We start from the raw sequence: 25,245 nt of genomic DNA, 5'->3' as shown, positions 1-25,245 counted from the left end.
GCCGCGACCGCGGCGCCTCGACGGACGGCCGCCACGGTGTGAACCGCCGCGGCGGACGGCCGACGGCCCAGTGCGCGACCCGCGTCGCGCACCGGGCGGTGCGACGCGGTGTCAGGACTCGAAGGCCTCCGGCGGCGGGCAGGCGCAGACCAGGTTGCGGTCACCGTACGCCTGGTCGATGCGGCGCACCGGCGGCCAGTACTTGTTCTCTCGCAGGGACGGCAGCGGGTAGGCCGCGTCCTCCCGGCCGTAGGAGTGCTTCCAGTCGTCGGTGAGCAACGACGCGGCGGTGTGCGGGGCGTTCTTCAGCGGGTTGTCGTCCGCGTCGTACTCCCCCGTCGCCACCCGCTCGATCTCCCGGCGAATCTGGATCATGGCGTCGCAGAAGCGGTCCAGCTCGGCCAGGTCCTCGCTCTCCGTGGGCTCGATCATCAGGGTGCCCGCGACGGGGAAGGCGAGGGTCGGCGCGTGCAGGCCGTAGTCGACGAGCCGCTTGGCGACGTCCTCCGCCGTGACCTTCGTGTCCTTGGCGATCTTGCGGAGGTCGATGATGCACTCGTGAGCCACCAGGCCGCCCCGGCCGGTGTAGAGGACCGGGTAGTGCTCGGACAGCCGCTTGGCCACGTAGTTGGCGGCCAGCACCGCCGTCTCGGTCGCCGCGCGCAGCCCGTCCCCGCCCATCATCGCGATGTAGGTCCACGAGATCGGCAGGATGCCCGCCGAGCCCCAGGGCGCGGCGGAGATCGGGCCGCTGCCCGTCTCAGGGCCGGCCTCGGGCCGCAGCGGGTGGTTGGGCAGGAACGGCACCAGGTGCTCGCGCACGCCCACCGGGCCGACGCCCGGGCCGCCGCCGCCGTGCGGGATGCAGAAGGTCTTGTGCAGGTTCAGGTGGGAGACGTCCGCGCCGAACTCCCCGAGCCGGGCCAGGCCGACCAGGGCGTTGAGGTTGGCCCCGTCCACGTACACCTGACCGCCCGCGTCGTGCACGCTCTTGCAGACCTCGGTGATCGTCTCCTCGTAGATCCCGTGCGTCGAGGGGTACGTCACCATGATCGCCGCGAGCCGGTCGCGGTGCTTCTCGATCTTGGCGTGCAGGTCGTCGAGGTCGATGTCGCCGTGGTCGGTGCTCTTGACGACGACCACGCGCATCCCGGCCATCACCGCGCTGGCGGCGTTGGTGCCGTGCGCGGAGGACGGGATCAGGCACACGTCGCGGTGGCCCTCACCGCGGGCGGCGTGGTAGCCGTGCACGGCGAGGAGCCCGGCCAGCTCGCCCTGGGATCCGGCGTTCGGCTGCACCGACACCTTGGCGTAGCCGGTGATCTCGGCCAGCCACGTCTCCAGCTCCGCGATCAGCCGGACGTAGCCGCGTGCCTGGTCGAGCGGCGCGAACGGGTGGATCTGCGCGAACTCCGGCCAGGTGATCGGCTCCATCTCGGTGGTGGCGTTGAGCTTCATCGTGCAGGAGCCCAGCGGGATCATCGAGCGGTCCAGCGCGATGTCCTTGTCCTGCAGGCGGCGCAGGTAGCGCAGCATCGCCGTCTCCGAGCGGTGCGCGTGGAAGACCGGGTGGGTCAGGTAGTCGCTCTCCCGGCGGAGCGCCGGGGGCAGCACGGCCTCCGCGTGGACGGACGGCGCGTCCTCGTCGGCCAGGCCGAACGCCCGCCACACCTCGGTCACGTGCTCGTCGGTCGTCGTCTCGTCGCAGGCGATCCCGACGTGGTCGGCGTCCACGAGGCGCAGGTTGACGCCGCGCTCGGACGCCCGGCGTACGATCTCCCCGGCTCGGCCCGGGACCCGGGCGAGCACGGTGTCGAAGTACGTCTCGTGCACGATCTCGGCGCCGAGCGCCGCGAGCCCGCCCGCGAGGCGCGCGGCGTGCGCGTGCACCCGCTCGGCGATGCCGCGCAGCCCCTCCGGGCCGTGGTAGACGGCGTACATGCTCGCCATGACCGCCAGGAGCACCTGGGCGGTGCAGATGTTGCTGGTGGCCTTCTCCCGGCGGATGTGCTGCTCACGGGTCTGCAGCGCCAGGCGGTACGCCGGGTTCCCGTCCACGTCGAGGGACACGCCGACGAGACGGCCGGGCAGCTGCCGCTGCAGCCCCTCCCGTACGGCCATGTAGCCGGCGTGCGGGCCGCCGAAGCCGTACGGCACGCCGAACCGCTGGGACGTGCCCACCGCGATGTCCGCGCCGAACTCCCCCGGCGCCCTGAGCACCGTCAGGGCCAGCAGGTCGGCGGCCACGACGACCTGCGCGCCGCGCTCGTGCGCGGCCTCCGTCACCGGCGACAGGTCGCGTACGGCGCCGCTCGCTCCCGGGTACTGCAGCAGGACCCCGAAGAAGTCACCGTCCGGCAGGCCCTCGGACAGGTCGGCGACGACGACCTCGAGGCCCAGCGGCACCGCGCGGGTGCGGACGACCTCGATCGTCTGCGGCAGCGCGTCCGCGTCGATCAGGAAGGTGTCCCCCGCCTTGGCGGCGCGGTGCGCGAGCGTCATCGCCTCGGCGGCGGCGGTGCCCTCGTCCAGGAGGGAGGCGTTGGCGACCGGCAGCCCGGTCAGGTCGCTCACGACGGTCTGGAAGTTCAGCAGCGCCTCGAGACGCCCCTGGGAGATCTCCGGCTGGTACGGCGTGTAGGCGGTGTACCAGCCGGGGTTCTCCAGAACGTTGCGGAGGATCACTCCGGGCGTCACCGTGCCGTAGTAGCCGAGGCCGATCATCGAGGTGAGGACCTGGTTCTCGGCGGCCAGTTCGCGCAGCCGGGCCAGCGCCTCGACCTCGGTCAGCGCCGGAGGCAGGTCCAACGGCCGGTCGGTACGGATCGCCGTGGGCACGGCGGCGTCGACGAGGGCCTGGACGCTCGGGAAGCCGACGGCCCCGGCCATCTCGTCGCGGTCGGTATGGGACGGCCCGATGTGCCGATCGGCGAAGGGAACCTCGGTCATTGGGGAGCCTCCTGGTGCGATGGATGCGCAGCCACCACCGGGCAGGCCGGTGGCCGGTCTCCCCCTCTGTCAGGTGAACCTGAGAGCTTCACCGCGCCGGAGCGCGGCTTGCACCTTCGGTGAGGCCCGGTGTGGATCACCGGTCCTGCTTTCCAGAGGTGCCTCGTTCGTACGGTCCTTTGTGCCTGAGAGGTTCCGGGGAGGGTTGCTCCTTCGGCGCCCCGCACCACACTGTGCGAGGACTCTCCCGTACGAGGTCGACGGCCATTCCACCCTACCGGAGGACAGATAGCCGCATACCCGTCACGATCATGCTTCCCTCCCCTCGCGCGGATTCCCGTGCGACGATCGACCTCCCGGTTCTCCGCGCATGAGGAGACGCGATGGACGAGACCTGGCGGCTGATCGAGTGTTGTCACGCGTTCGTCTATTTCGTTCCCGAGGCGCGGGACGCCTACGCGGAGGCCGGTCTGACGGGCTTCTGGCGGGGTTATTTCGCCTCGCGGGCCGCCTCCCTCGGCACCGCCCCGGCCGAGGTGGTGACGGCGGCGTTCCACAATTTCGCGCCGCGCATGGTGGCCCGGGCGATCCCGGACGTCTGGCGACGCTCCTCGCCGACGGCGGTCCTGGCCGCCCGGACGGCCATCGTCGATCGCGCCCTGCGCCGTCTGGCGGGCGATCTGATCGACGGCCCCGCCGTCGCCGAGGCCGCCGCCCTCGCGGGGCGGGCGGTCGGGGCGTCACCCGTCGCGGGTCGCGTCATGTTCGCGGCGCACGCGGCGCTTCCCCGGCCGGCCGAGCCTCACCTGGCGCTGTGGCACGCCGCGACCGCGCTCCGGGAGTACCGCGGGGACGGGCACATCGCCGCACTGCTCACCGCGGGCATCGACGGCTGCGAGGCGAACGTCCTCTCGGGCGCACTCGGTCTCACCCCGCCCGAACAGCGCGATCACCGAGGCTGGACCGAAGAGGAGTGGGCGGCCGCCGCCGGCCGGCTGCGCGCCCGGGGCCTCCTCGACGGCGACGGCGCCGTCACCCTGGACGGGCGCGCCGAACGCCAGGCGATCGAGGACCTGACCGACCGGCTCGCCCGCCCGCCCCTCGACGCCCTCGGCCCGGACGGCGCGGCCCGGCTGGCCGACCTGCTCCGGCCGCTGGCCCGAGCGATCGTCGAGGGCGGCGGCGTACCCTTCCCCAACGCGATGGCCATGCCGCGGCCTGACGCACCCGGCCTCGCATCCTGATCTCGATCCTCCGCGTGAGGGGGACCCGATCAGCCCATGCGCGGTCCCCTCCACGTGCTCACGCATCCGCATGACGCAGGTGAGGGTCCCGCCCGCAGCAGGACTGACGGCATCCGTCCGGTGACGACGCCCGGATGACGGTTTCCGGCGATTCGCGCCCGCCGGCTGTCGCGACGCCGGGACGTCGCGGTGAGATCGGCGCATGACGAACACCAAGATCCTCGTCTTCGCCGCCACCGGAAACATCGGCCGCCACCTCGTCACCTTCCTCCGGGAGACCGGCCACGCCGTACGGGCGGTCACCCGTGACCCGGGGGCCGCCCGCCTCCCGGCGGACGTCGAGATCGTGCCCGGCGATCTGGCCGACCTCGCGACCCTCGATGCGTGCCTCGCCGGGATCGACGCGGTCTTCCTGCTGTGGCCGCTGCGCGCCGGCGAACGGTTCCCGGCCGTGCTGGACCTGATCGCCGCGCGGGCCCGCCGAATCGTCTTCCTCGGCACGGGCGGCGTCCCCGATCTGCCGTTCGAGGAGCAGGACAGGCTCGTCCACGACTGCGACATCGAGTCCACCGTGCTGCGGCCGAGCACCTTCGCGGTCAACACGCTGTGGTGGGCGGACCAGATCCGGGCCGGCGACGTCGTCCGTGGCGCGTACGGCGCGCTGCCCATGTCCTTGATCCATGAGGCCGACATGGCCGCAGTCGCGGCGCGGGCGCTGACCGGCCCCGGGCACGACGGCGCGACCTATGCCCTCACCGGCCCCGAAGTGCTCACCCAGGCCGAGCAGGTCCGCGTCATCGGCGAGGTCCTGGGGCGGCCGCTGCGCTGGGCGGAGCTGAGCCGCGACCAGGCCCGGCAGCGTCTGCTGGCCGATGAGACCTTCCCCGACTCCTTCGTCGACGTGCTGCTCGACGGCTACGCCGCCATGCTCGCCGGCCCGCCGCCGGCCCTGACCTCCACGGTCGAGGAGGTCATCGGCGTCCCGCCACGGTCACTGCGCCAGTGGGTCGCCGACCACATCGACGACTTCCGCTGACGGCCGGCTCAGGGCCGGGGCCGCGCGGTGCGGAACCGGCGCCGCGGCACGCCGATATCGCGCGGGCCCTGGTCCGGGCCGGCGGTCGCGCCGTCGCCTCGGTCGGCCAGGGTGCGGTACGGCGTGGCGGCCGTCCTCCGGACGGCGTCACGGCACGACGAGATCGTCCCCGGTCCGGCCGGGGCATCGATCGGGCGGCACATCGGACACCTCTCGCGCACTCCGGGCGATGGCCTGGAAGGATTCACTGCGTGTCCGTGAACGAATCCCCCGGTCCCGACCGCATGGTCCCCGGCAAGTCGCCCCCGTCCGCCGATAACGGCCTCGTGGACGCGGCGGGCCGGGCCGGCGAAGACGTCGAGGGCGCCCGACCGGCGGCCGAGGACCCGGTCGCCGAGGCTCCGGCAGCCCAGGTTCCGGCCGCCGAGGACCCCGGAGCGGAGGCCCCGGCCGCCGAGGACCCGGCCGCCGAGGCTCCGGTCGCCGAGCCGTCGCTGCCGCGGCGGATCCGGCGTCCGTCCGACGCCATCCGCTTCCTGCTGACGGTGGGCATGATCGGGCTCATCCTGGTGCTGGCCCACATCGCGCGGCACACGACCAGCGGGCTGGCCTCCGACATCGCCAACGGCACCGAGCGGGCACCGCACCTGCTCCTCACCCTCGCCAACCTGGCCTCCGGCATCGGCGTCCTGGCCGTCCCGGTCGCCTTCGGCGTCGCCCGCGTCATCGGCCGGGACGGGCTGCGGGTGGTGATCGGCGTCGTCGCCGCGGTGGCCGCGCTGTTCGTCTCCCTCAGCCTGGACTCGTGGATGACGGCGGCGGGCATGCGCGACCTCGCCTGGTACCTGACGTGGAAGCGGCACGGCGGGTGGTTCCCCGGACCGGCCCACATCGACATCACGCCCGTCATCGCCTACGTCACCGCGGTCGGCCTGGGCGGCCGGACCCGATGGCAGCTCGTGACCTGGAGCGTGATCGGCCTGGACGCGGTCGCGTCGCTGACCACCGGCGCGATCACCCCGCTCGCGGTGCTGACGACGTACCTCATCGGCCGCGCCGTCGGGTACGGCACTCTGTACGCGGTCGGCTCGCCGAGCATCCGCCCACCCGGTGACGCCGTGGTGGCCGCGCTCCGGCGCGTCGGGCTGGTGCCGGTCCGCGCCGCGCGCGTGGGCGACGGCCCCGAGGACACCCGCCGCTACACGGCGACGCTCGCCGACGGCCGGTACGTCGACGTCACGGTGCTCGACCGCGACCAGCAGACGGCCGGGCTGCTGTACCGCCTGTGGCGGCGGGCGCGGCTGCGCGGTGAGATGCCGCGCCGTACGATCCGGTCGCTGCGCCGCTCGCTGGAGCAGGAGTCGCTGATGTCTTACGCCACGACGGCGGCGGGCGCGTCGACGCCCCTGCTGCTGGCGACCTCGGAGGTGGGCAGTGAGGCCGCCCTGCTCGCCTACGAGCACGTCCCGGGCCGGCTCCTCGCCGACCTGCCCGACGAGGAGCTGACCGACGAACTGCTCGCCGGCATCTGGACCCAGCTGAAGCTGCTGCAGGACCGGCGCCTCGCGCATCGCCGGCTGGTCAGCGAGAGCATCCTCGTCGACGAGGCCGGCCGGCCATACCTGGTCGACCTGCGGGGCGGCGAGACGGCCGCGGGCGACCTCGTCCTGCGCGTCGACCTGGCGCAGTTGCTGACCGAACTGGCGCTGCGCGTCGGCGCCGAGCGGGCCGTGCGCACGGCCGCCGGGGTGCTCGGCGTGGAGACCCTCGGCGCGGCCGTGCCCCTGCTGCAGAAGGTCGTGCTCGCCCAGTCGACGAGGAACGCGCTGCGCCGGGACAAGAAGCTGCTGAGCCGGATCCGGGAGCAGATCCGCGTACTGCGGCCGGAGCTCGTGACGGCGGCCCAGCCGCTGCGGCTCGACCGGTTCCGGCCGCGCACCCTGCTGAGCGTGATCGCCGGGACCGTCGGCGCGTACCTCCTGTTGTCCCAGCTCAGCAACGTGAACCTGCCTCACCTCGTGGCCCACGCGGACCTGCGGTGGTTCGCGGTCGGCGCGCTGGCCTCGGCCGTCAGCTACCTGGCCGCGGCCCTGATGCTGATGGGGTTCGTGCCGGAACGGCTCTCGCTGGGCCGGACCATCCTGGTGCAGCTCGTCTCGTCCTTCGTCAAGCTGGTCGCGCCCGCGGCGGTCGGCGGCATCGCCGTCAACACGCGCTACCTCCAGCGGGCGGGCGTGCCGGCCGGCCAGGCGGCCGCGAGCGTCGGCGCCTCGCAGCTGACGGGCATGGGCTCGCACATCCTGATGCTGGCGCTGTTCGGCTACATCACCGGCAGCAACTACGGTCCGTCGCTGCCGCCGTCGCGGATCATCATCATCTCGCTGCTCGCGGCGGCCGTGTTGGCGATCATCGTTCTGTCGGTCGGGCCGCTGCGGCGGCTCGTCGCCGCGCGGATGCGCTCGATGTTCTCCGGGGTGCTCCCCCGCCTGCTGGACGTGCTCCAGTCGCCGAAGAAGCTCGCCACGGGCCTGGGCGGCACGATCCTGCTCACGGTCGCGTTCGTCGCCTGCCTGGACGCGTCGATCCGGGCGTTCGGAGGCTCGCTGAGCCTGACGACCGTCGCGGTGGTGTTCCTCACCGGCAACGCGCTCGGCTCGGCCGCGCCCACCCCCGGCGGGCTCGGCGCCGTGGAGGGCGCGCTGTCGCTGGGGTTGACGCTCGCCGGGCTGCCGGCCGGAACGGCGACCTCGGCGGTGCTGCTGTTCCGGCTGCACACGTTCTGGCTGCCCGTGCTGCCCGGCTGGGCGTCGCTGTCCTACCTGCAGCGCAAAGAGGCGCTCTGACCGTCACCCGGTCATCGGCCGTCAGCCCAGGTCGGGCACGCGCTCGGCGGCGGGGACGGGACCGGGCGGGGTGCCGTCGCCGAAGGGCCGGCCGCCCAGCTCCTCGCGGCCGTGCGGCGTCAGCCAGCCGCGCGGGTCCGGGCCGACCGCGACGATCCGCGTCGGATTGATCTCGTGATGCACGTAGTAGTAGTGCCGCTTGATGTGGTCGAAGTCCACCGTGTCGCCGAAGCCCGGCGTCTGGAAGAGGTCACGGGCGTACGCCCACAGCACCGGCAGCTCGGTGAGCTTGCGGCGGTTGCACTTGAAGTGGCCGTGGTAGACGGCGTCGAACCGGACCAGGGTGACGAACAGCCGGATGTCGGCCTCGGTGATCGTGTCGCCGACGAGGTAGCGGCGGTCCTCGAGGCGCTCGGACAGCGCGTCGAGCCGCTCGAACAGCCGGTGGACGTGGCCCTCGTACGCCTCCTGGTCCCGGGAGAAGCCGGCCATGTAGACGCCGTTGTTGACGTCGCGGAAGACCTCGGCGTTGACGGCGTCGATCTCGTCCCGCAGCCGCTCGGGGTACAGGTCCGGCGCGCCGGGCCGGTGGTGGGCGGTCCACTCGGTGGACAGGTCCAGCGTGATCCGCTGGTAGTCGTTGGTGACGAGCCGCCCGCTGGGCACGTCGACGATCGCCGGGACGCTCACGCCGCCGTCGTAGTCCGGCTCGGCCTTGGCGTACGCCTCGGACAGGAAGCGGATGCCGAGGACCGGATCACGGTCGTCGGCGTCGAGGGTGAACCGCCAGCTGCGCTCGTCCTGGATCGGGTCGACGACCCCGACGGAGATCGCGTCCTCCAGCCCTAGGAGCCGCCGGACGATCAACGCGCGGCTGGCCCAGGGGCAGGCGCGGCTGACCACCAGGCGGTACCGGTCCGCCTCGACCGGCCACGGCGAGGAGCCGTCGGCGGTGATGCGGTCGGCGAAGTGGCTCGGCGACCGGGTGAACTCCTTGTCGTCCTGCTGCTGGGTGAGGCTCAATGCGCTCGCTCTCGGTGAGATCGGGGGAACAAACGGGTCTGGGGGGTCAGCCGGTCTTGCGCACCCGCCGGCGCCGGGCCAGCTCGTCGTGCGGGCTGTCACCGCCCGCGTGCGCGCGTTCGGCCGGCATCTCCGCGAGGCTGCCCTCGACCTCCTGCCATACCCGTCCCAGCGCGATCCCGAACACCCCCTGCCCGCCCTGCACCAGATCGACGACCTCGTCGGGGGACGTGCACTCGTAGACGCTCACGCCGTCGCTCATCAAGGTGATGTGCGCGAGATCGTGCACCCCGCGGTCCCGCAGATGCTCGACCGCGGTGCGTATCTGCTGCAGGGAGACCCCGGTGTCCAGCAGCCGCTTCACGACCTTCAGCACCAGGATGTCGCGGAAGCTGTACAGGCGCTGGGATCCCGAGCCATGGGCGGAGCGCACGCTGGGCACGACCAGCTCCGTGCGCGCCCAGTAGTCGAGCTGGCGGTAGCTGATGCCCGCCGCGGCGCATGCCGTTGGGCCGCGAAACCCGACGTCGTCGGGCAGGGGCGACACGCTCCCGCCGAACAGGAGACCTTGCTCCCCGGCGCGTTGAGACGCATCGTGCCTTTCGCGGGCCGCCTTGCCCTCGCCGCTGCTTGCCGCCACGCGGACCTCCGGCTCTATCATCCCGCAGCGATCCACCAAGGGGGTTTGACGGAATTACGCCGCAGGTGTTCAAGCAGCACGGTAGGTCGCGGCCCCTGCAGGGTCAACGTTCGCGGTCGGCGCGTCGCAGCCAACACAAACCGCTACGACGTCGCCTAAACCCCATATTCGACGCTATCGACGGCACCTACCCACGTAGTGACGCTCTTCGCGACGCAAAGGTTCCCCCGAAGCGGGACGGAACTTTTCCCCCGGGATTACGATCCTGCTACCGAGAGGAGTCGTCCGGGCGGCCTCCCGCGCGGGAAGAAGAGCACCACGCGGACACAGAGGGCGATCATCGATATCGCCGCCCGGACACGAGCGCTCGGGCCTGCGGCGACGCCTCGCGAAGAGACGGCTCAGCTGAGAAGAGGCGCCGCTCAGGTGGCGCGGCCGAAGTCCTCGGGCGAGATCGTGTCCAGGAACTCCCGGAACTTCTCGACCTCGTCCTCCTGCTCGTCGGGGATCGCCACGCCCGCCTCGTCGAGCACGTCCTCGCTGGCGAAGATCGACGCACCGGTGCGCAGGGCGAGGGCGATGGAGTCCGAAGGACGGGCGCTCACCTCGGCGCCGTTGGAGAAGACCAGATCGGCGAAGAAGATGCCCTCCCGCAGGGCCGTGATGTTCACCGTCCGCAACTGGACGTCGAACGCCTCCAGCACGTCGCGGAACAGGTCGTGCGTGAGCGGGCGGGCCGGCAGCACACCCTGCTGGGCGAAGGCGATCGCGGTGGCCTCGACCGCCCCGATCCAGATCGGCAGGTAACGATCGCCGTCCGTCTCCTTCAGCAGCACGATGGGCTGGTTGGAGGGCATCTCGACCCGTACGCCGACGACCTCCATCTGCTTCACAGCGGCTCCCTGCTGAGACGGCTACCCGAAACCCTTGTAGCCAACGTACACCCGAGGCGCGTCAAGCCGGGGAGGGGAGACGGAGTCAGGATCATGATCCCTAGGGGTCGAGCGTTTCCCGCAACCCGGTCGAGACCAGGGCGGCGTGCAGCTTCAGCGACAAGGCCGCGATCTCCCGCGCGGTCTCGGCCGCGCGGTCCCGCGCGCCCGGGCTACGCTGCCGCATGGCCGGCGCCACCGCCGCCTCGATCAGGCCGACCTCCCGGTCCGCGGCGGCCTTGACCGCGCGCAGGTGACGGGCCTCGAACCCGAAGGATCGCAGCGCCGCCGCCGCGCGGGCGATGGTGAGCGCATCCCGGTCGTAGTGGCCCCCGTTCCGGCGGACGAGGCCGAACTCCTCCAGGTCGGTCAGCGCCTCCGGATCGATGCCGGCCGCGTCGACGAGCTGCCGGCGGGTCAGCCGTACCTCGGCGTTCTCGTCGGCCGTGCTGTCGGTCGCGACGAGGCCCCGGGGCGCCCGCCGTCGTCCGGCCAGCGGAGGCGGCTCCAGCCCGCGGTCGGCGGCGTCCAGGTGCTCCTTGATGACCCGCAGCGGCAGGTAATGGTCCCGCTGGGCGGCCAGGATGAACCTGAGCCGCTCCGCGTCCGCGGGGGCGAACTTCCGGTACCCGGACGGGGTGCGCTCCGGCTCGATCAGGCCCTCCGCCTCCAGGAACCGGATCTTCGAGACCGTGATGTCCGGGAACTCGGCGGACAGGAGGCCGATGACCTCGCCGATCGTCATGTACGCACGGGCGGCGGACTGGCTCATCGGCACCCCCGGCCCGACGGCACGCGGACCCGCGCGCCGTCACCCCGCGCTCGCGCGCCCGCGCGGCGCCCGTCGCTCACGGCGTCCACGAGCGCGCGGTCGCCGCGCGCCCTCTCAGCCTCTGCCACACCGTGCCTCCGGCTTCCTCACGGCCCTCCCGCCGGCCGGCCGTCGCCCCTTCCTTCGGCGGCGTACTGCGGGTTGGTGAGGAAAACCAGTCGGAACTTGCCGATCTGGACCTCGTCGCCGCCGGACAACCCGGCCTCGTCGATCCGTTCCCGGTTGACGTAGGTGCCGTTCAGGCTCCCGACGTCGCGCACGGAGAACTGCGCGCCCCTGCGGTAGAACTCGGCATGGCGGCGGGACACCGTGACATCGTCGAGGAAGATGTCGCTCTCGGGGTGGCGACCCGCCGTGGTCCGGTCACTGTCGAGCAGGAACCTGCTTCCGGCGTTCGGCCCCCGCTTCACCACCAGCAGCGCGGTGTCCGGCGGCAGCGCCTCGACCGCCATCTGGTCCGGGGACAGCTCCTCGCCCGGCTCCACGTCGGGGATCGCGCCGAGGGAGATCGTCGACGTCGAGTCGCCCGGCTCGCCCGGCACCGGGGGCACCGCACTACGCGAGAGCGGGGTTCCGCACTGCGAGCAGAAGTTGGCGTTCTCCGGATTGGCGTGACCACACTGCGTGCAGTAGACGCTCGGCATATATCGGCTCGGCCTCCTACCTATGGCCTCGGGTGTGCCTCTGGCACCGTACGGCACGGAGGTCGAGCACCGACGACCCCGGCACCGTACCTCCGGTCGGCCTCAGCACACGATCCCCCCTTCGAGCGCCGTCGGCGATGGCGCTTTCAGTCCCTCGTCCGCCATGACGACGGTTGCCGCAACTTACGCGGCAATGACCGAGGGGTCAACCACGACAAGAGTCCTGTCTCATCAAGCTACCTTCGACAGTGATCGTCGGTCCACGCCGCCGCGCGGTGAACGCGCGGCCGGCGCCGGGCGCCGCCATGGTCTACGGCGACCGTACCGCACGGATCACGATCCTCTGCTCCTGGGCCACGGCGCCCCGCGCGCCGAGGTTGCGCAGCGTCTGCAGGACCCCGCCCGGGATGCCGAGCGCCGTCGCGAGCGTGTGCGGATCGCCGATCACGAGGAAGACGTAGGGCCGGGTCAGGAGCCGCCCGTCGGCGACGACTCCCCCGGACGCCGCGTCGGCGAAGTAGGTGCTGACCCCGACCCGCACGTCGTCGGCCTGGATCACCTCGGCTCCGGCGTCGCGCAGCTCCTCCAGCGTGTCGAGGAGGTCCTCCGCCCGCAGCCGGCCGCGCGGGTCGTCGATCGTCAGCCGGATGCCGGGACCGGCGGCGGGAAGGGTGCCGGCGAGCATCCCGTACGTCGCGGCGCGCCGCCGGGCGTCCTCGACCGCCGTCTGGCCCTGGGTGTCGCGTTCGAGGCCGGCCTTGGTGTTCTCCAGGTCCCGGATGTCGCCGCGCAGCCGCTCCGAACGCTGCGACAGGTCGCCCAGGATGCCCACCAGCTCGTCCTGCCGGGCGGTCGCGAACTTCGTGCTCTGGTCGTTGGACCGCACCTCGGCCGTCGCGGCGAACCCCAGCACCGCGCAGAGCACCCCGATGACGAGCCGCCCGGCCAGACGACGCCCACGCGGCCTCACCGGTGCCCGCTCGCCGGGCTCCCTCGCCGCGGCGGTCTCGCGCTCGTCCGGCTCCGGCTCGCTCATGCGCCCGCTCCCCGCACTCACGCCTGGAAGAGCTTGCGGCGGATGGCGGCGACGTTGGAGAAGATCCGGATGCCGAGGACGACCACCACGCCCGTGGACAGCTGCGATCCCACGCCGAGCTGGTCGCCGAAGAAGACGATCAGGACGGCGATGATCGTGTTGCTGAGGAACGAGACGACGAACACCTTCTCGTCGAAGACGCCGTCGAGACGGGCGCGCAGGCCGCCGAACATGGCGTCCAGCGCCGCGACGATCGCGATGGGCAGGTACGGCTGCAGCCACAACGGCACGTCGGGATGGAAGAACAGGCCGAGGGCGACCCCCGCGACGAGACCGACCAGAGCGATCACTTCGCCGGCACCTCCCCCGCGTAGCGGAGAGTGGGGGCGGGTGCGGCGGGGAGTCGCACGCTGTCCTCCTGGCGGATGTCGAAACGGATGCCGAACGCGGCTTTGAGAGTACGGAAAGATCGGGCGGCCGCGGAACCGGAGAACGACCGCTCCAGGCCGCCCGGATCGCCGAGGGCGGTGACGGTGTACGGCCGGGACAGCGGCCGGTAGTCGACGAGGATGGCGTCGCCGGCGAAACGGATCGCGGTCGTGGCGGCCATCCGCTGCCCGTTCACGGCGACGGCGGTCGCGCCGGCCGCCCACAGCGCGTTGACGAGCCGCTGCATGTCCTGGTCGGAGACGCGGCCGTCCTGCGGGTCCCCCCGGGTGTGCGAGTCGTCCAGCACCACGGTCAGCCCGGCGCCGTGGACGGGACCGACCGCGGCCGCCGCGGCCAGCCCGTCCATCTCCTGGCGCGCGGTCCGGCCGGCGTCGCTGCGGGCCAGGCCGGCCCGGCGCAGTCCGTCGGTCTGACGGCGGAGCCGGTCGGCCTGCCGCTGCAGGCCGTCGTCCTCCGCCGTCCGCTGCCTGATCTGGCCGAGGAGTGCCCTGCGCTGGCGCTGCGCGACCGGCTCGCCGCGGCGTACCTGGACGACCGCGACCGCTCCGAGCAGGCCGATGATGAGGGTGCCGGCGAGCAGGCGCGCCCACCGTCCGGCCCGGCCGCGCCGCGCCCCGGTCGCGGCCCGCCGGGCGGCGGCCGCCTCGTAGCCGGGATCGAGGTCCTTGCCGGCCAGCAGATCGGCGAGCAGCGACATCGAGGCGTCGGGCCGGTTCCAGCGCGCTCCCCGTTCACTCATCCGGACATTCTCCCAACAGCGCGGCCCCGGCCGGACCACGGCATCACCCCTGATCGGCGGCGTTTCACAGCGAACTCTTAGGAAACGTGCACAGCCTTCGCAGAAACGGACGATGAACTGGTCCCCATGCGCAGCAGGGCACATGGGGGAGCGATGGGGGAACAGGCGGGCGCGATCCCGCTCATGCGGCTGCCGATCAGCGGCTGGTCGGTGCGGATCGGCCGGGCCGCCGCGGATCGCGCCGCTCTCGAGGTGTACGAGGGACCGCGGCTCGCGGACGTCTGCGTGGCGACCCCGGTGTCGGTGTCGCTGCTGCGCGGCGCGTGGCGCAACCCGCGCGGGGGCGCCGGATGGGCGCTGGCCTGGGGCCAGTTGCCCACGGGCGTGTCTGCGGTCACCGCGGAGTTCACCGGTGGGGGCCGTACCCCGGTCATCAGCCGCGTCCCCGCGGTGGTCATCGAGCGGACGTACTGGGTGGCCGAGGTCGCCGGGGACTTCGCCGGGGTGACCGTGCACGCCGGGCCGGCGCTGGTGTCCGGCAGGCTTCGGCGCTCGCGCGGCCGCTGACGCGCACAACGGGCGCTACGGCGCACGGCGGGCGGCGAGGTCCTCGACGGCGCGCGCGACCTGCGACGGGGCAGAGATCAGCGTGAGGTGCCGGGCGCCGGGGATCAGGGTCGGGTCGGGAGCGCCGATCCGGCGGGCCGTCTGCGCCGCGGAGTCCTTGGCGAACACGTGGTCCTCCGCGCCGTACACCACCGCCTTGGGCATCCCCGTCGAGCGGAGCCGCGTCAGCCGGTCCGGGGGCAGGCCGGGTACGCCGTACCGCAGCATCCCCCAGATTCCGGACTCCGCGCCGGCGACCTGGAACGGCCTGCGCCATTCCTCCACCCCTGCCGCGTCCAGCCGGGGGCACCCCGGGCCGCACTGCGCGGAGTAGATCGTGCGGATGACCCAGTCGGAGCGGACGACGAGACGCAGGATCGTGGTCCGGTACGGCGAGATGACCAGGTGCCGGAAGGCGGGCGGCGGCCCGGCCCCGGTGCTGAGGGCGTCGCCGTCGAGGAACATCAGGCCGCCGACGCGATCCGGGGAGCGCAGCGCCGCGTCCGCGATCGCCGCCGCGCCCGAGGAGTGCCCGACCAGCACGGGCCGGCGCAGGCCGAGCGCGTCGAGGAAGGCGAGCAGCTGCCGCGTCTGGTGGTCCAGGTCGTACGGCGCGCGCCGCGAGGTGTACCCGGACCCGTTGAGGTCCAGCGCGTACACCCGGTGGTCGCGGGCGAGCAGCTCGGCGACCGGCTCCCAGGTGTCGGCCGACTCGGCCGCCCCGTGCACGAGGACGATCGGCGAGCCGCCGCTTCCCCACGCGCGGTAGCGGGTCAGCAGGTCACCGGTCCGTACGTAGGTCAGCCCGGCCGGTGGGCGGACGCGGCCGGCCGTGGCCGCGTTGTAGATGAAGGAGAAGAGGGTGGCGCAGACGGCCAGGGCGAGCGCCGTCAGGCCCAGCCGCCGCGCCCATCGCCGCCACCACGGGCGCCGCGGCCGGTCCGCGGGGACGGGCCCGGCCGTTCCCGGCGGCACCGGCGGGACGCCGGTCCGATCCTGCTCGTCCGCTGCCGCCGGCCGCGCCGTCGCTTCGACCGTTCCCGCCGCCTTCGGCGAGGCACCGGTCCCATCCCGCTCGTCCGCCCCCGCCGCGCCGTCGGCCGATTCCGGTTCGTCGGTGCGTACTCCGGCGGCGACGGCACCAGGGCCGTGGTCGTCCGGGCGCGGCCGGTCGGGGGCCGCGCCGTCCTCCTGGTCGATCATGAACCGGCGGCCTCCACGACGCCGGCCCACGTCTCCAGGAGCGCCTGAGCGGTGTCCCGGTCGGCGCCCTCGGCCCACAGGTGGGTGACCGCCTCGGCCGGGTCGGGCAGGACGAGCACCCAGCTCGCGTCGTCCTCGATGACGCGGACGCCGTCGGTCGTGTCGATCGGACGGTCGCCGGCCGCCTCGACGACGTGCCGCATGACGCTGCCCTTGGCCGCCCACGGGGTGGGCACCGACCGTTTCAGCAGGTGTGCCTCCGGGATCCGCTGGTCGATCTGGGAGAGCGTGAGGCGGGTGCGCGCGATCAGGCCGAGCAGCCGGAGGAACGCCGCCACCCCGTCGACCGTGGGGCTGAACTCGGGGATCACGAACCCGCCCCGGCCGTCCCCGGCGAAGATGATGTCGTCCGCCGTCGTCGCCTTGGTCAGCACGTCCTGGGAGGTGGAGGTCCACTCGACCTGCACCCCGTGGAAACGGCAGACCTGCTCGGCCACCCGCGTGGTCGTGACCGGCAGCGCGACCCGGCCGCCGCGCCGCTCGGCGGCGACGAGGTCGAGGACGACGAGCAGCCCGCGGTCGTCGCTGATCAGCTCGCCGTTCTCGTTGACGAGGCTGATGCGCTCGGCGACGGTGTCGAAGCGCACGCCGAACGCGGCCCGCGACGAGGACACCAGGTCGCCCAGCCGCTGCAGGTCGCGCATGCGCTCGGCCAGCGTCTCGGTCGGCGACACCTCGTCGAGGCGGTTGTTCACCGTGAGCACCTCGACCCCGATACGGCCGAGAAGCTGTGGGAGGACCAGCGAGCCGGTGCCTCCGGCGCAGTCGATGACGATCTTGAGGTCGGCCTCGCGGACGCCGCGCAGGTCGATGCAGCGCTGCAGGTCGCGAGCGTAGCTCTCGAACACGCGGGCGGGGTAGGTCAGCTCCGCGATCTCGCCGGGGAACGCCCGGCGGTACTCCTGCCGGCTGAACACCCGCTCCAGCTTCCGCTGTGCCGTCTGGGAGAGGTCCGCGCCGTTCTCGTCGAGGAAGAGGATGTCGACGCCCTGCGGGTCACCTGGGGTCGTACGGATGACGATGCCGCCCGAGCAGTCCTCCCGCGCGGTCTCGTAGCGCGCGACCGGGACCGGGCAGGCCTCCAGGTCCTGGACGTTGATGGCGCTGGCGGTGAGCGCGCTCTGCACGGCGCGCTTGAGCGTACGGGCCGCCCGTGAGGCGTCGCGCGAGGCGGTGACGTTCGCGCCCTTCTTGAGCGTGGTGGCGTACGCGCTGGCCAGCCGCACCGCGAGCTCGGGGGTGATCTCGACGTTGACCAGCCCGGACACGCCGCGCGGCCCGAACAGCGTGCGCTGGCCGCGGGACTCCCAGATGACACTGGTGTTGACGACCGCCCCGGCCTCGATCGTCTTGAAGGGATAGACCTTGACCTCGCTGGAGATGTACGCCTCGGCCTCGATCACGCACTCGTCGCCGATGATCGCGCCCTCTTCGATGCGGGCGGCGGACATGATGTCGGTGTTCTTGCCCACGACGCAGCCGCGCAGGTTGGTCAGCGGGCCGACGAAGACGTTGTCGTGGACGATGGCGCGGTGCAGGAACGCGCCCTCCTTGACGACGACGTTGCTGCCGAGCACGGTGAACTCCCGCAGCTCCGCGCCCGCCTCGACCTTGGCGTAGTCGCCGATGTAGAGCGGGCCCTTGAGGGTCGCCTCGGGGTCGACCTCGGCGCCCTCGCCGACCCAGACGCCCGGCGACATCTCGAAGCCGTCCAGCTCGGCCCGGATCTTGCCGGACAGCATGTCGGCCTGCGCCTTGAGGTAGCTCTCGTGGGTGCCGACGTCCTCCCAGTAGCCCTCGGCGACGTAGCCGTACAGCGGGGCGCCCTCGGCGAGCAGCTTGGGGAAGACGTCGCCGGACCAGTCGACGGACTCCCCCGCCGCGACGTGGTCGAGCACCTCCGGCTCCATCACGTAGATGCCGGTGTTGACGGTGTCGGAGAACACCTGGCCCCACGTGGGCTTCTCAAGGAACCGCTGGATGCGGCCGTCGTCGTCCACGATGATGATGCCGAACTCCAGGGGGTTCGGCACGCGCTTGAGGCCGATGGTGACGAGCGCGCCGTTCTCCCGGTGGAAGCGCACCATGTCGGTCAGGTCGATGTCGGTGAGCGCGTCACCGGAGATGACCAGGAAACGGTCGTCGCGCAGCGCGTCCTGGGCGTTCTTGACGCTGCCGGCGGTGCCCAGGGGCATCTCCTCGGTCGCGTAGCTCAGCGCCATGCCGATCTCTTCGCCGTCGCCGAAGTAGTTGCGGACCAGCGCGGCGAGGAACTGCACGGTGACGACCGTCTCGGTGAATCCGTGCCGCTTCAGCAGGCGCAGCACGTGCTCCATGATCGGTTTGTTGACCACCGGAAGAAGCGGCTTCGGCTGGTTGGCGGTCATCGGACGCAGACGGGTCCCTTCCCCGCCCGCCATCACCACGGCCTTCACTGGAGCCACTCCTTCGCGGGTACGCCGATCATGGTAGGGGTTCCGCTCCCTTCAGCTCGCCGGAGCCGCGGTCCGCGAGCACGAGCCTGCGGACCTGGACGGTGTAGAGGACGGCGGCCCACCAGTACAGACCGGTTCCCCAGATGGTGAACGCCCAGCCGATGACCTTCGCGACGGTCGCATAGGTCCCCGAGTGCGCCCCCAGGAACAGCAGCGGGAAGGCATAGAGCAGGCAGAGCGTCGCCGTCTTGCCCACGAAGTGCACCGGAAACGCGTCGTAGTCGTGCCGCCGGAGGACGGTGAGGGGCACGGCCATGTACACCTCACGGGCGACCAGGACCAGCGCCACCCACAGGGGGACGACGCCTCGGACGACCAGCCCGATCAGCGTCGCGAAGATGTACAGCCGGTCGGCCGCGGGGTCGAGGAGCGTACCGAGCTCGCTGGTCTGGTCGAGCATCCGCGCCAGCTTGCCGTCGAGCCAGTCGGACAGTCCCGCGAAGACCAGGATGCCCAGTGCCCACCAGTCCTCCTTGACGAGGACCAACCACAGAAAGACGGGAACGCCGATCAGACGAGCAAAACTCAATACGTTCGGCCACGTCCATAGACGGTCGTTCAACGCCCACCTCCCGCTCCCCCACGCTGGTCATGACCTTACCTGTCGGTACCGCCGCACGCCGTGGTCGGGCCGCGTACGCGGCACGAAGCCGCCTCCGACGCGCCGCGCACGCCGCGCACGTGATCGGCGGATTCACCGGCGAGCGGACGCGACGCGGCCGGCCGACCTGCTCGTCCGGGTCCGGCCATCGCCCGGGCCAAGGCTGGCCCGGAGCCGGACGGCATGTTATTCCGGCCCCATGCCTCCGGTCGTACCCGTCCGCCGTACGTCAGGGACCCCGCCACGGCTCCGGCACGAGCGCGTGGCGCCGGTGGTCAGGCCCGGCCGCGCGTATCGCCCGCGGGGTGCTCCGGAGCGGGTGACCGCCCGCCCGCGACGGGCGCGGGCGGCGGCACCCGCGCGAGTTCCACGCAGCAGCCGCTGGGATTGCTGTACCGGCTCTTTCGCCAGTCCCGATCCGATGATGGGACGTCCGGGTCGGTGCGCCGCATGTGACCCCCTCCACGGCACCGCCCGCGCGGTCGGCCCTCGACGGGCCGCGGATCGACAGGGCGACCCGCGTCGGGGGCGCGGCCGGCGCCCGAATGTAGGCGCATCATATCTCGGCATGTGCATGATGCACATGCCGAGATCGGCGGAAGTCACCGGGCGGAGCGCCCCCGCCTTACCAGCGGTGGCGAGCCTACGGTCGGACCCTCACCAGCGGTGGCACACCCGGCTCACCGGTGGGGGCGCGTCTGCGGTCGGCCCCGGCTCACCAGCGGTGGTGCACCTGCGGGCGAATCCGGCGGTCGTAGAGATCGCGCACGGCGTCGAGCGTCGCCTCCGGCAGCGGGGACAGACCGGCCGCGGCGGCGTTGGCGCGGACCTGGTCGGGGTTGCGCGCCCCCGGGATGACGGTGGTGACGCCGGGCTGCTGGATGATCCACCGGAGCGCCGTCTGCGCGGGGGTGGCCCCCGGCGCCGCCAGCGCCGTGAACTCCGCCGCCGCCTCCACTCCGGTGTCGTAGTCCACACCCGAGAAGGTCTCGCCGATGTCGAACGCCGCTCCGTGCCGGTTGAACGTCCGGTGGTCCTCGGGGCCGAACTCCGTGTCGTGGCGGTAGCGGCCCGACAGCAGACCGGAGGCCAGCGGCACGCGGGCGATGATCCCCACGCCCGCCTCGGCGGCGGCCGGCAGCACCCGCTCCAGGGGCTTCTGCCGGAAGGCGTTCAGAATGATCTGAACGCTGGCGGTGCCCGGCCGGGCGATCGCGGTGAGCGCCTCGTCGCACGTCTCGACGCTGACGCCGTACGCGGCGATCCGGCCCTCGTCGACGAGGGTGTCCAGGGCGTCGAACACCTTGTCGCTGGAGTAGACCGGCGTCGGCGGGCAGTGGAGCTGGACGAGGTCGAGGGTGTCGACCCCGAGGTTGGCGCGCGACCGGTCGGTCCAGGCGCGGAAGTTGTCCAGGGTGTACTCGGCGGGATCGAGCGGGGCCCGGCGCCCCATCTTCGTCGCGACGAAGAGGCCGGGGTGGTCGCGCAGGAAGCGGCCGATGATCTGCTCGCTCCGCCCGTCGCCGTAGACGTCGGCCGTGTCGAGGAACGTGACCCCGGACTCGACCGCCGCCTCGAGGACGGCGACGGCGTCCCGCTCCTCCACCTGCCCCCAGTCGGCCCCCAGCTGCCAGGTGCCGAGCCCGACGACCGACGCGCGCCGGCCGATCCTGTCGATGAGACGTTCCTCCATGACAGGTCATTATCCTGTCCGCCCTGTTCCAGACCACGACCGGGTCCCTCGCACCGATGGGGCGCTGGACGCCGGTGTCTCGTCACCCGCGGCGCCCAGCGCCCTTATCACCGGCCCCGGATGCGCGAGAGGCCGGGCTGTGGAGAGGCTGGATCTACTGGGGCGGATCGACGGGCCTCTCCATCTCAGGTTCCGGGAACGGCGGGCTGGGCGGTGCGATTCATTTGGGAAGATCCACTAAGGATCGGCACACCCGCCTACTGCCGGAACACTTCCACCGTAACTCCGCAGGTCAATACAGGGGAAGAAACGGCGGCTTCACAGAAAATGACAACGCGTGTCCGATTTCGGACGTGATCGCGCGCCGTGGGTGGACGACCGATTCCACGGGTGTCGTCCGGCGCGGGGCGGATCAGGACGCCGGCGTCCGCCGGGGTCACACGCTCGCCAGGGCGATGGCGGTCCAGTGCTCGAACCGGGAGTACCCGTCGGCGGCGGCCTGGGTCTCCGGCACGGGCATGCCGAGGATCATGTCGGCGGCGTCCAGCAGGTCCCAGTAGGGGTGGTGGCCGTCCAGCCCGGCGATCCGCTGGTAGATCGCCAGGAACCGCTCGGCGACCTCGACGCCGTACTCGATGGCCAGGTGGATCCGCATGCGGGCCAGGTCGACGCCGTACGGGCCCCCGCACCCGGTGGTCCAGTCGACGATGCCGGTCAGCCGGTCCCCGGACCACAGGATCTGCCCCGGATGAAAGTCGCGGTGGACGAACCCGGTCGACGTCTCCGGCGCGGAACCCGAGATCACCTCGAACACCCGCTGCCAGAGCTCGGGGCTGCCCGACCAGACGGGCGGGCGCCGCTCACCGTGGACCGCCGGATCGTAGTACGGCGCGTACCTTCGCAGGCCCGCCTCCGGCGGCACCTCGTGGACCCGCGCGAGGGCCTGGGCGATCTCCGTCAGATAGGCGTCCATGTCCCAGGGCCGGACCGCGTGCCGGCCGGGCACCCGTGTCACGAGGAGCGCGGGAACGTCACAGAGCCGGCCGTACGGGTCGGCGGCGAGGAGACGCGGCGCCGGCACCTCGGTGTCGTCGAGGAGCTCCAGGACGGCCGCCTCGACTGCCGGGACGTACCAGGGATCGGTCCGCAGCCGCGCGGTGTCGTGGAACCGGCGGACCACCAGGCGGCGCACCGGATCGGTCCCGGCGTCGATCGCGTGCAGGGTCGTCGAGCCCGCCCCCATCGAGCGGATCGAGGTGATCCGGCCGCCCACGACGTCACGGACCCACCCCAGGACCGTCTCCGGCGGATGCGGAGATGCCATCTACCGGGTGGAGCCGATCTCAGCCACGGTGACCACCTTAATCGTCCGTCGATTACCCCGATGTCGTCTGCCCGACACCGTCCGTTCGCCGGGCGCGGCTAGCGTCTCTGCGCCAGTCCCGACGACAAGAGGCTCAATGGCTAACTCCGATCGCATCTCCGAGGTCTACAAAGGCGAGATCTGGGCCGAAAGCACGCAGCGGGTCGCACGTGATCGTATCCACTGGCTCGTCGGCCAAGCCACCGGAGAGGTGCTCGACGTCGGGTGTTCGCAGGGCATCGCCTCGATCCTGTGCGCGCGGCGCGGGCTGAGCGTGCTCGGTGTGGACATCCAGGCCGACCGTATCGAGTACGCGAAGAAGGAGCGCGACGCCGAACCGGAGGACGTGCGCGCGCGCCTGGACTTCCGGCTCGCGGACGCGAGCGCCCTGGACCTGCCCGACGCCTCGTTCGACACCGTCATCATGGGCGAGATCGTCGAGCACATCCCGGACGCCTCCCCCTTCCTCAAGGAGGCCGCGCGGGTACTGCGCCCGGACGGCGTGCTGGCGCTGACGACGCCGTTCGGCCTCAGCAAGCACCACGACCACTACGCCACGTTCTACGTGGACACCCTGGTCCGGATGCTCGCCCCGTACGTCTCGATCGAGAGCCTGGACATCGTCGACAGGTACCTGCGGGTCCGGGCCCACCCGGGGCCGATGGCCGACCCGGACCGGCTCATCCTCGACTCCCAGCCGATGATGGAGCGCGCGTTCATCGCGATCCAGGAGGCGATGCAGGACGAGAAGGAGCGGATGCGGCGCTACGACATCGCGATCGCCCGCTACGAGCAGGTCAACGCCCGGATGAAGAACCTCGAGGCGCGCCTGGCCCACCAGTCGTACCGCACCGATTACGTCACCTGGCAGCTCAAGTCCGCCAAGAACCGCAAGTGGTGGCGGGTGGGCGAGGCGCTGTGGAGCGCCAAGCGGCCCACCGACGCGCTCAAGCTGCCCAGGAACCTGGCGAGCGCGCTGAAGACCCCGCCGCGCCTGACCGAGCCGAAGCCCGACACCACGACGGGCTCGCCGGACCAGACCGGGCACTACTCGGCGATCGCCATCCCGGAGGTCGTCGTCCCGGACGGCCCGGTCGCGCGCGACCTGAAGGTCGCGGTGATCCTCGACGTGTTCTCCGCGACCGCGTTCCGGTACGAGTGGCAGCAGATCCGGTTCGGGCCGGACGACTGGCGCCAGGTCCTGGAGCGTGAGAAGCCCGCGCTGCTGTTCGTCGAGTCGGCCTGGCACGGCAACGACGGGCGCTGGGCGACGATGATGAGCGCCGCGGGCGCGCCGAAGCAGCCCGTGCGCGACCTCGTCGCCTGGTGCCGGGCCCAGGGCATCCCGACGGTCTTCTGGAACAAGGAGGACCCGCCGAACTTCGACCGGTTCATCGAGACGGCGAAGCTGTTCGACCGGGTCTTCACCGTGGACGCCGACTGCATCCCGCGCTACGTCGAGGCGCTGGGCCACGACCGGGTCGCGCTGCTGCCGTTCGGCGCGCAGCCGCGGATCCACAACCCGGTGACCGTTCCCGGCGGGCGGAAGTACGAGGTGGCGTTCGCCGGGACGTACCACTCCAAGAAGTACCCCGAGCGCGCGGCGCAGATGGACACGATCCTCGCCCCGGCCCGCGAGTTCGACCTGCACATCTACAGCCGCATCTCCGACGACCCGGACTTCCAGTTCCCGCCGGAGTACGCCGACCACATCGTCGGCTCGCTGCCGTACGAGAAGATGCTCGCCGCGTACAAGGCGTACAAGATCTTCCTCAACGTCAACTCGGTGACGAAGTCGCCGACGATGTGCGCGCGGCGCGTGTTCGAGCTGTCGGCCTGCGGGACTCCGGTGGTGTCCGGGCACTCGCGCGCCCTGGAGGAGGTCTTCGGCGACCTCGTACGGCTCTCGACCACGCCGGAGCAGACCACCGAGGCGCTGGTCGAGCTGATGAAGAGCGCCGACCTGCGGGACCGGATCGGTCACCTGGCCATGCGCGAGGTCTTCGCCAAGCACCTGTACGGGCATCGGGCCGACGCGATCCTGTCGGCGGCGGGCGTGTCCGCGCCCCGGCGGGAGCGCTCGATCTCGGTGATCCTGCCGACGAACCGTCCGGAGCAGATCGACCACGCCATCGAACAGGTCGCCCGGCAGGTCCACCGGCCGCTGCAGCTCGTCCTGGTCACGCACGGCTTCTCCTCCGACCGGGCCGCGGCCAAGGCGCGCGCCGCCGGGCTGGAGAACGTCGTCGTGCGGTCCGCGGACGCGGGCCTGACGCTCGGCGCGGTGCTCAACCTCGGCATCGACGCGGCCGACGGCGCGTACCTCGCCAAGATGGACGACGACAACCTGTACGGGCCGCACTACCTGAGCGACCTCGCCTACTCCTTCGACCACACGACGGCCGGCCTGGTCGGGAAGGGCGCGCACTACTGCGAGATGCGCACGCACGGGGTGACCCTGCTGCGCTTCCCGCACCTGGAGCACACCGAGGCGGAGCTCATCCAGGGCGGCACGATCCTCGCCGACGGTGACGTCATGCGGCGGCTGCGATTCTCCGACCTGCCCCGAGCCGTGGACAGCGACCTGCTGCGCCGGGCCCAGGCGGAGGGCGTCGGGATCTACTCCGCGGACCGGTTCAACTTCGTCTCCGTGCGCGGCGACCGCGAGGCCCACACGTGGAAGGTCAGCGACGAGGAGCTGATGCGGCACGGCCGGGTCGCGTTCCACGGGCCCGCCGAGGAGCACGTCGTCTTCTGATGCCGGCCACCGCCTCCGAGCCGGCCGTCGCGGCGGCGCGGAACCGTCCGGCGGTGGGGTCGGCGTTCACCGGCTCGGTGTCGGTGAGCAGCGGCGCG

20 protein-coding genes and 1 riboswitch are annotated in these 25,245 nt (G+C 72.2%); of the genes, 5 read left to right on the top strand and 15 right to left on the bottom strand.

Going from position 1 to position 25,245, the window contains the following annotated elements; translation table 11 throughout:
• Positions 1 to 111 precede the first annotated feature (111 nt).
• Positions 112 to 2,949: an aminomethyl-transferring glycine dehydrogenase gene (gene gcvP, locus AB0L00_RS35775; RefSeq protein WP_364441752.1), complete on the bottom strand. Its 2,838-nt coding sequence runs from the start codon at positions 2,947 to 2,949 to the stop codon at positions 112 to 114.
• A 162-nt stretch (positions 2,950 to 3,111) separates the two neighbouring features.
• Positions 3,112 to 3,209, bottom strand: a riboswitch (glycine riboswitch).
• Positions 3,210 to 3,332: 123 nt separating this feature from the next.
• Here gcvP and AB0L00_RS35770 point away from each other — a divergent pair.
• The 3 genes from AB0L00_RS35770 (at position 3,333) to AB0L00_RS35760 (ending at position 8,072) form a co-directional block, all read left to right on the top strand.
• Positions 3,333 to 4,193, top strand: a complete 861-nt coding sequence (locus AB0L00_RS35770) for a hypothetical protein (RefSeq protein WP_364441751.1) — start codon at positions 3,333 to 3,335, stop codon at positions 4,191 to 4,193.
• Between the two features lie 202 nt (positions 4,194 to 4,395).
• A complete protein-coding gene (locus AB0L00_RS35765) occupies positions 4,396 to 5,229 on the top strand; it encodes an NAD(P)H-binding protein (protein ID WP_364441750.1) in 834 nt (277 codons plus the stop codon).
• Positions 5,230 to 5,480: 251 nt separating this feature from the next.
• Entirely contained in the window at positions 5,481 to 8,072 is a 2,592-nt protein-coding gene (locus AB0L00_RS35760) for a lysylphosphatidylglycerol synthase transmembrane domain-containing protein (RefSeq protein WP_364441749.1), read from the top strand.
• Between the two features lie 21 nt (positions 8,073 to 8,093).
• Here the strand turns inward: AB0L00_RS35760 and AB0L00_RS35755 are convergent, their stop codons facing one another.
• The 8 genes from AB0L00_RS35755 to AB0L00_RS35720 form a co-directional block, all read right to left on the bottom strand.
• Entirely contained in the window at positions 8,094 to 9,095 is a 1,002-nt protein-coding gene (locus tag AB0L00_RS35755) for a glutathione S-transferase C-terminal domain-containing protein (RefSeq protein WP_364441747.1), read from the bottom strand.
• A gap of 46 nt (positions 9,096 to 9,141) precedes the next feature.
• Positions 9,142 to 9,735: a MerR family transcriptional regulator gene (locus tag AB0L00_RS35750; RefSeq protein ID WP_364441874.1), complete on the bottom strand. Its 594-nt coding sequence runs from the start codon at positions 9,733 to 9,735 to the stop codon at positions 9,142 to 9,144.
• Between the two features lie 422 nt (positions 9,736 to 10,157).
• Positions 10,158 to 10,628 (bottom strand): bifunctional nuclease family protein, encoded by a 471-nt coding sequence (locus tag AB0L00_RS35745; RefSeq protein WP_252781406.1) that lies wholly within the window; start codon positions 10,626 to 10,628, stop codon positions 10,158 to 10,160.
• Positions 10,629 to 10,728: 100 nt separating this feature from the next.
• Complete coding sequence (locus AB0L00_RS35740; RefSeq protein ID WP_364441746.1) at positions 10,729 to 11,439, bottom strand: MerR family transcriptional regulator; 711 nt, start codon at positions 11,437 to 11,439, stop codon at positions 10,729 to 10,731.
• A 146-nt stretch (positions 11,440 to 11,585) separates the two neighbouring features.
• Positions 11,586 to 12,143 (bottom strand): FHA domain-containing protein, encoded by a 558-nt coding sequence (locus AB0L00_RS35735; protein ID WP_345348979.1) that lies wholly within the window; start codon positions 12,141 to 12,143, stop codon positions 11,586 to 11,588.
• Between the two features lie 310 nt (positions 12,144 to 12,453).
• Positions 12,454 to 13,179 (bottom strand): DUF881 domain-containing protein, encoded by a 726-nt coding sequence (locus AB0L00_RS35730; protein ID WP_364441744.1) that lies wholly within the window; start codon positions 13,177 to 13,179, stop codon positions 12,454 to 12,456.
• 17 nt (positions 13,180 to 13,196) lie between these two features.
• The gene (locus AB0L00_RS35725) at positions 13,197 to 13,529 is read right to left on the bottom strand and encodes a small basic family protein (RefSeq protein ID WP_345348985.1); all 333 of its coding nucleotides are present in this window, start codon (positions 13,527 to 13,529) and stop codon (positions 13,197 to 13,199) included.
• Complete coding sequence (locus AB0L00_RS35720) at positions 13,526 to 14,368, bottom strand: DUF881 domain-containing protein (protein WP_364441743.1); 843 nt, start codon at positions 14,366 to 14,368, stop codon at positions 13,526 to 13,528. The genes AB0L00_RS35725 and AB0L00_RS35720 overlap by 4 nt, the downstream gene beginning before the upstream one ends.
• A gap of 153 nt (positions 14,369 to 14,521) precedes the next feature.
• Here AB0L00_RS35720 and AB0L00_RS35715 point away from each other — a divergent pair, with 153 nt between their 5' ends.
• Complete coding sequence (locus AB0L00_RS35715) at positions 14,522 to 14,935, top strand: hypothetical protein (protein ID WP_364441741.1); 414 nt, start codon at positions 14,522 to 14,524, stop codon at positions 14,933 to 14,935.
• A 15-nt stretch (positions 14,936 to 14,950) separates the two neighbouring features.
• Here the strand turns inward: AB0L00_RS35715 and AB0L00_RS35710 are convergent, their stop codons facing one another.
• The 6 genes from AB0L00_RS35710 to AB0L00_RS35685 all read right to left on the bottom strand — a co-directional run bounded on the left by AB0L00_RS35710 (position 14,951) and on the right by AB0L00_RS35685 (position 22,350).
• Positions 14,951 to 16,177, bottom strand: coding sequence for an alpha/beta hydrolase (locus AB0L00_RS35710; protein WP_364441740.1), 1,227 nt, complete (start codon positions 16,175 to 16,177; stop codon positions 14,951 to 14,953).
• Positions 16,174 to 18,672 carry a mannose-1-phosphate guanyltransferase gene (locus AB0L00_RS35705; RefSeq protein WP_364441739.1) on the bottom strand — a complete coding sequence of 833 codons (2,499 nt, stop codon included), beginning with the start codon at positions 18,670 to 18,672 and terminating at the stop codon, positions 16,174 to 16,176. Before AB0L00_RS35705 ends, AB0L00_RS35710 begins: the two co-directional genes overlap by 4 nt.
• Positions 18,673 to 18,700: 28 nt before the next feature.
• Positions 18,701 to 19,294, bottom strand: coding sequence for a CDP-alcohol phosphatidyltransferase family protein (locus tag AB0L00_RS35700; protein ID WP_364441738.1), 594 nt, complete (start codon positions 19,292 to 19,294; stop codon positions 18,701 to 18,703).
• Between the two features lie 314 nt (positions 19,295 to 19,608).
• The gene (locus tag AB0L00_RS35695) at positions 19,609 to 19,785 is read right to left on the bottom strand and encodes a DUF397 domain-containing protein (RefSeq protein WP_364441737.1); all 177 of its coding nucleotides are present in this window, start codon (positions 19,783 to 19,785) and stop codon (positions 19,609 to 19,611) included.
• Positions 19,786 to 20,048: 263 nt separating this feature from the next.
• A complete protein-coding gene (locus tag AB0L00_RS35690) occupies positions 20,049 to 21,026 on the bottom strand; it encodes an aldo/keto reductase (RefSeq protein ID WP_364441735.1) in 978 nt (325 codons plus the stop codon).
• Positions 21,027 to 21,462: 436 nt separating this feature from the next.
• On the bottom strand, positions 21,463 to 22,350 hold the full coding sequence (locus tag AB0L00_RS35685) for an aminoglycoside phosphotransferase family protein (protein WP_364441734.1): 888 nt from the start codon (positions 22,348 to 22,350) through the stop codon (positions 21,463 to 21,465).
• 136 nt (positions 22,351 to 22,486) lie between these two features.
• On the opposite strand from AB0L00_RS35685, the gene AB0L00_RS35680 reads away from it, so the two are divergent.
• Positions 22,487 to 25,147: a methyltransferase domain-containing protein gene (locus tag AB0L00_RS35680; protein ID WP_364441732.1), complete on the top strand. Its 2,661-nt coding sequence runs from the start codon at positions 22,487 to 22,489 to the stop codon at positions 25,145 to 25,147.
• Positions 25,148 to 25,245 lie beyond the last annotated feature (98 nt).

The sequence above is a fragment of the Actinoallomurus sp. NPDC052308 genome, assembly GCF_040679195.1.
Lineage (GTDB): Bacteria > Actinomycetota > Actinomycetes > Streptosporangiales > Streptosporangiaceae > Actinoallomurus > Actinoallomurus liliacearum.
Note: the sequence above shows the minus strand (reverse complement) of the source record. Positions and strands in the feature narration are given on the sequence as shown.

Excerpts from the sequence above, each read along its gene's own strand:
- gcvP (WP_364441752.1), bottom strand. The coding sequence starts at position 2,949 with ATGACCGAGGTTCCCTTCGCCGATCGGCACATCGGGCCGTCCCATACC.
- AB0L00_RS35770 (WP_364441751.1), top strand. The coding sequence starts at position 3,333 with ATGGACGAGACCTGGCGGCTGATCGAGTGTTGTCACGCGTTCGTCTAT.
- AB0L00_RS35765 (WP_364441750.1), top strand. The coding sequence starts at position 4,396 with ATGACGAACACCAAGATCCTCGTCTTCGCCGCCACCGGAAACATCGGC.
- AB0L00_RS35740 (WP_364441746.1), bottom strand. The coding sequence starts at position 11,439 with ATGAGCCAGTCCGCCGCCCGTGCGTACATGACGATCGGCGAGGTCATC.
- AB0L00_RS35735 (WP_345348979.1), bottom strand. The coding sequence starts at position 12,143 with ATGCCGAGCGTCTACTGCACGCAGTGTGGTCACGCCAATCCGGAGAAC.
- AB0L00_RS35730 (WP_364441744.1), bottom strand. The coding sequence starts at position 13,179 with ATGAGCGAGCCGGAGCCGGACGAGCGCGAGACCGCCGCGGCGAGGGAG.
- AB0L00_RS35720 (WP_364441743.1), bottom strand. The coding sequence starts at position 14,368 with ATGAGTGAACGGGGAGCGCGCTGGAACCGGCCCGACGCCTCGATGTCG.
- AB0L00_RS35715 (WP_364441741.1), top strand. The coding sequence starts at position 14,522 with ATGGGGGAACAGGCGGGCGCGATCCCGCTCATGCGGCTGCCGATCAGC.
- AB0L00_RS35710 (WP_364441740.1), bottom strand. The coding sequence starts at position 16,177 with ATGATCGACCAGGAGGACGGCGCGGCCCCCGACCGGCCGCGCCCGGAC.
- AB0L00_RS35695 (WP_364441737.1), bottom strand. The coding sequence starts at position 19,785 with ATGCGGCGCACCGACCCGGACGTCCCATCATCGGATCGGGACTGGCGA.
- AB0L00_RS35690 (WP_364441735.1), bottom strand. The coding sequence starts at position 21,026 with ATGGAGGAACGTCTCATCGACAGGATCGGCCGGCGCGCGTCGGTCGTC.
- AB0L00_RS35685 (WP_364441734.1), bottom strand. The coding sequence starts at position 22,350 with ATGGCATCTCCGCATCCGCCGGAGACGGTCCTGGGGTGGGTCCGTGAC.
- AB0L00_RS35680 (WP_364441732.1), top strand. The coding sequence starts at position 22,487 with ATGGCTAACTCCGATCGCATCTCCGAGGTCTACAAAGGCGAGATCTGG.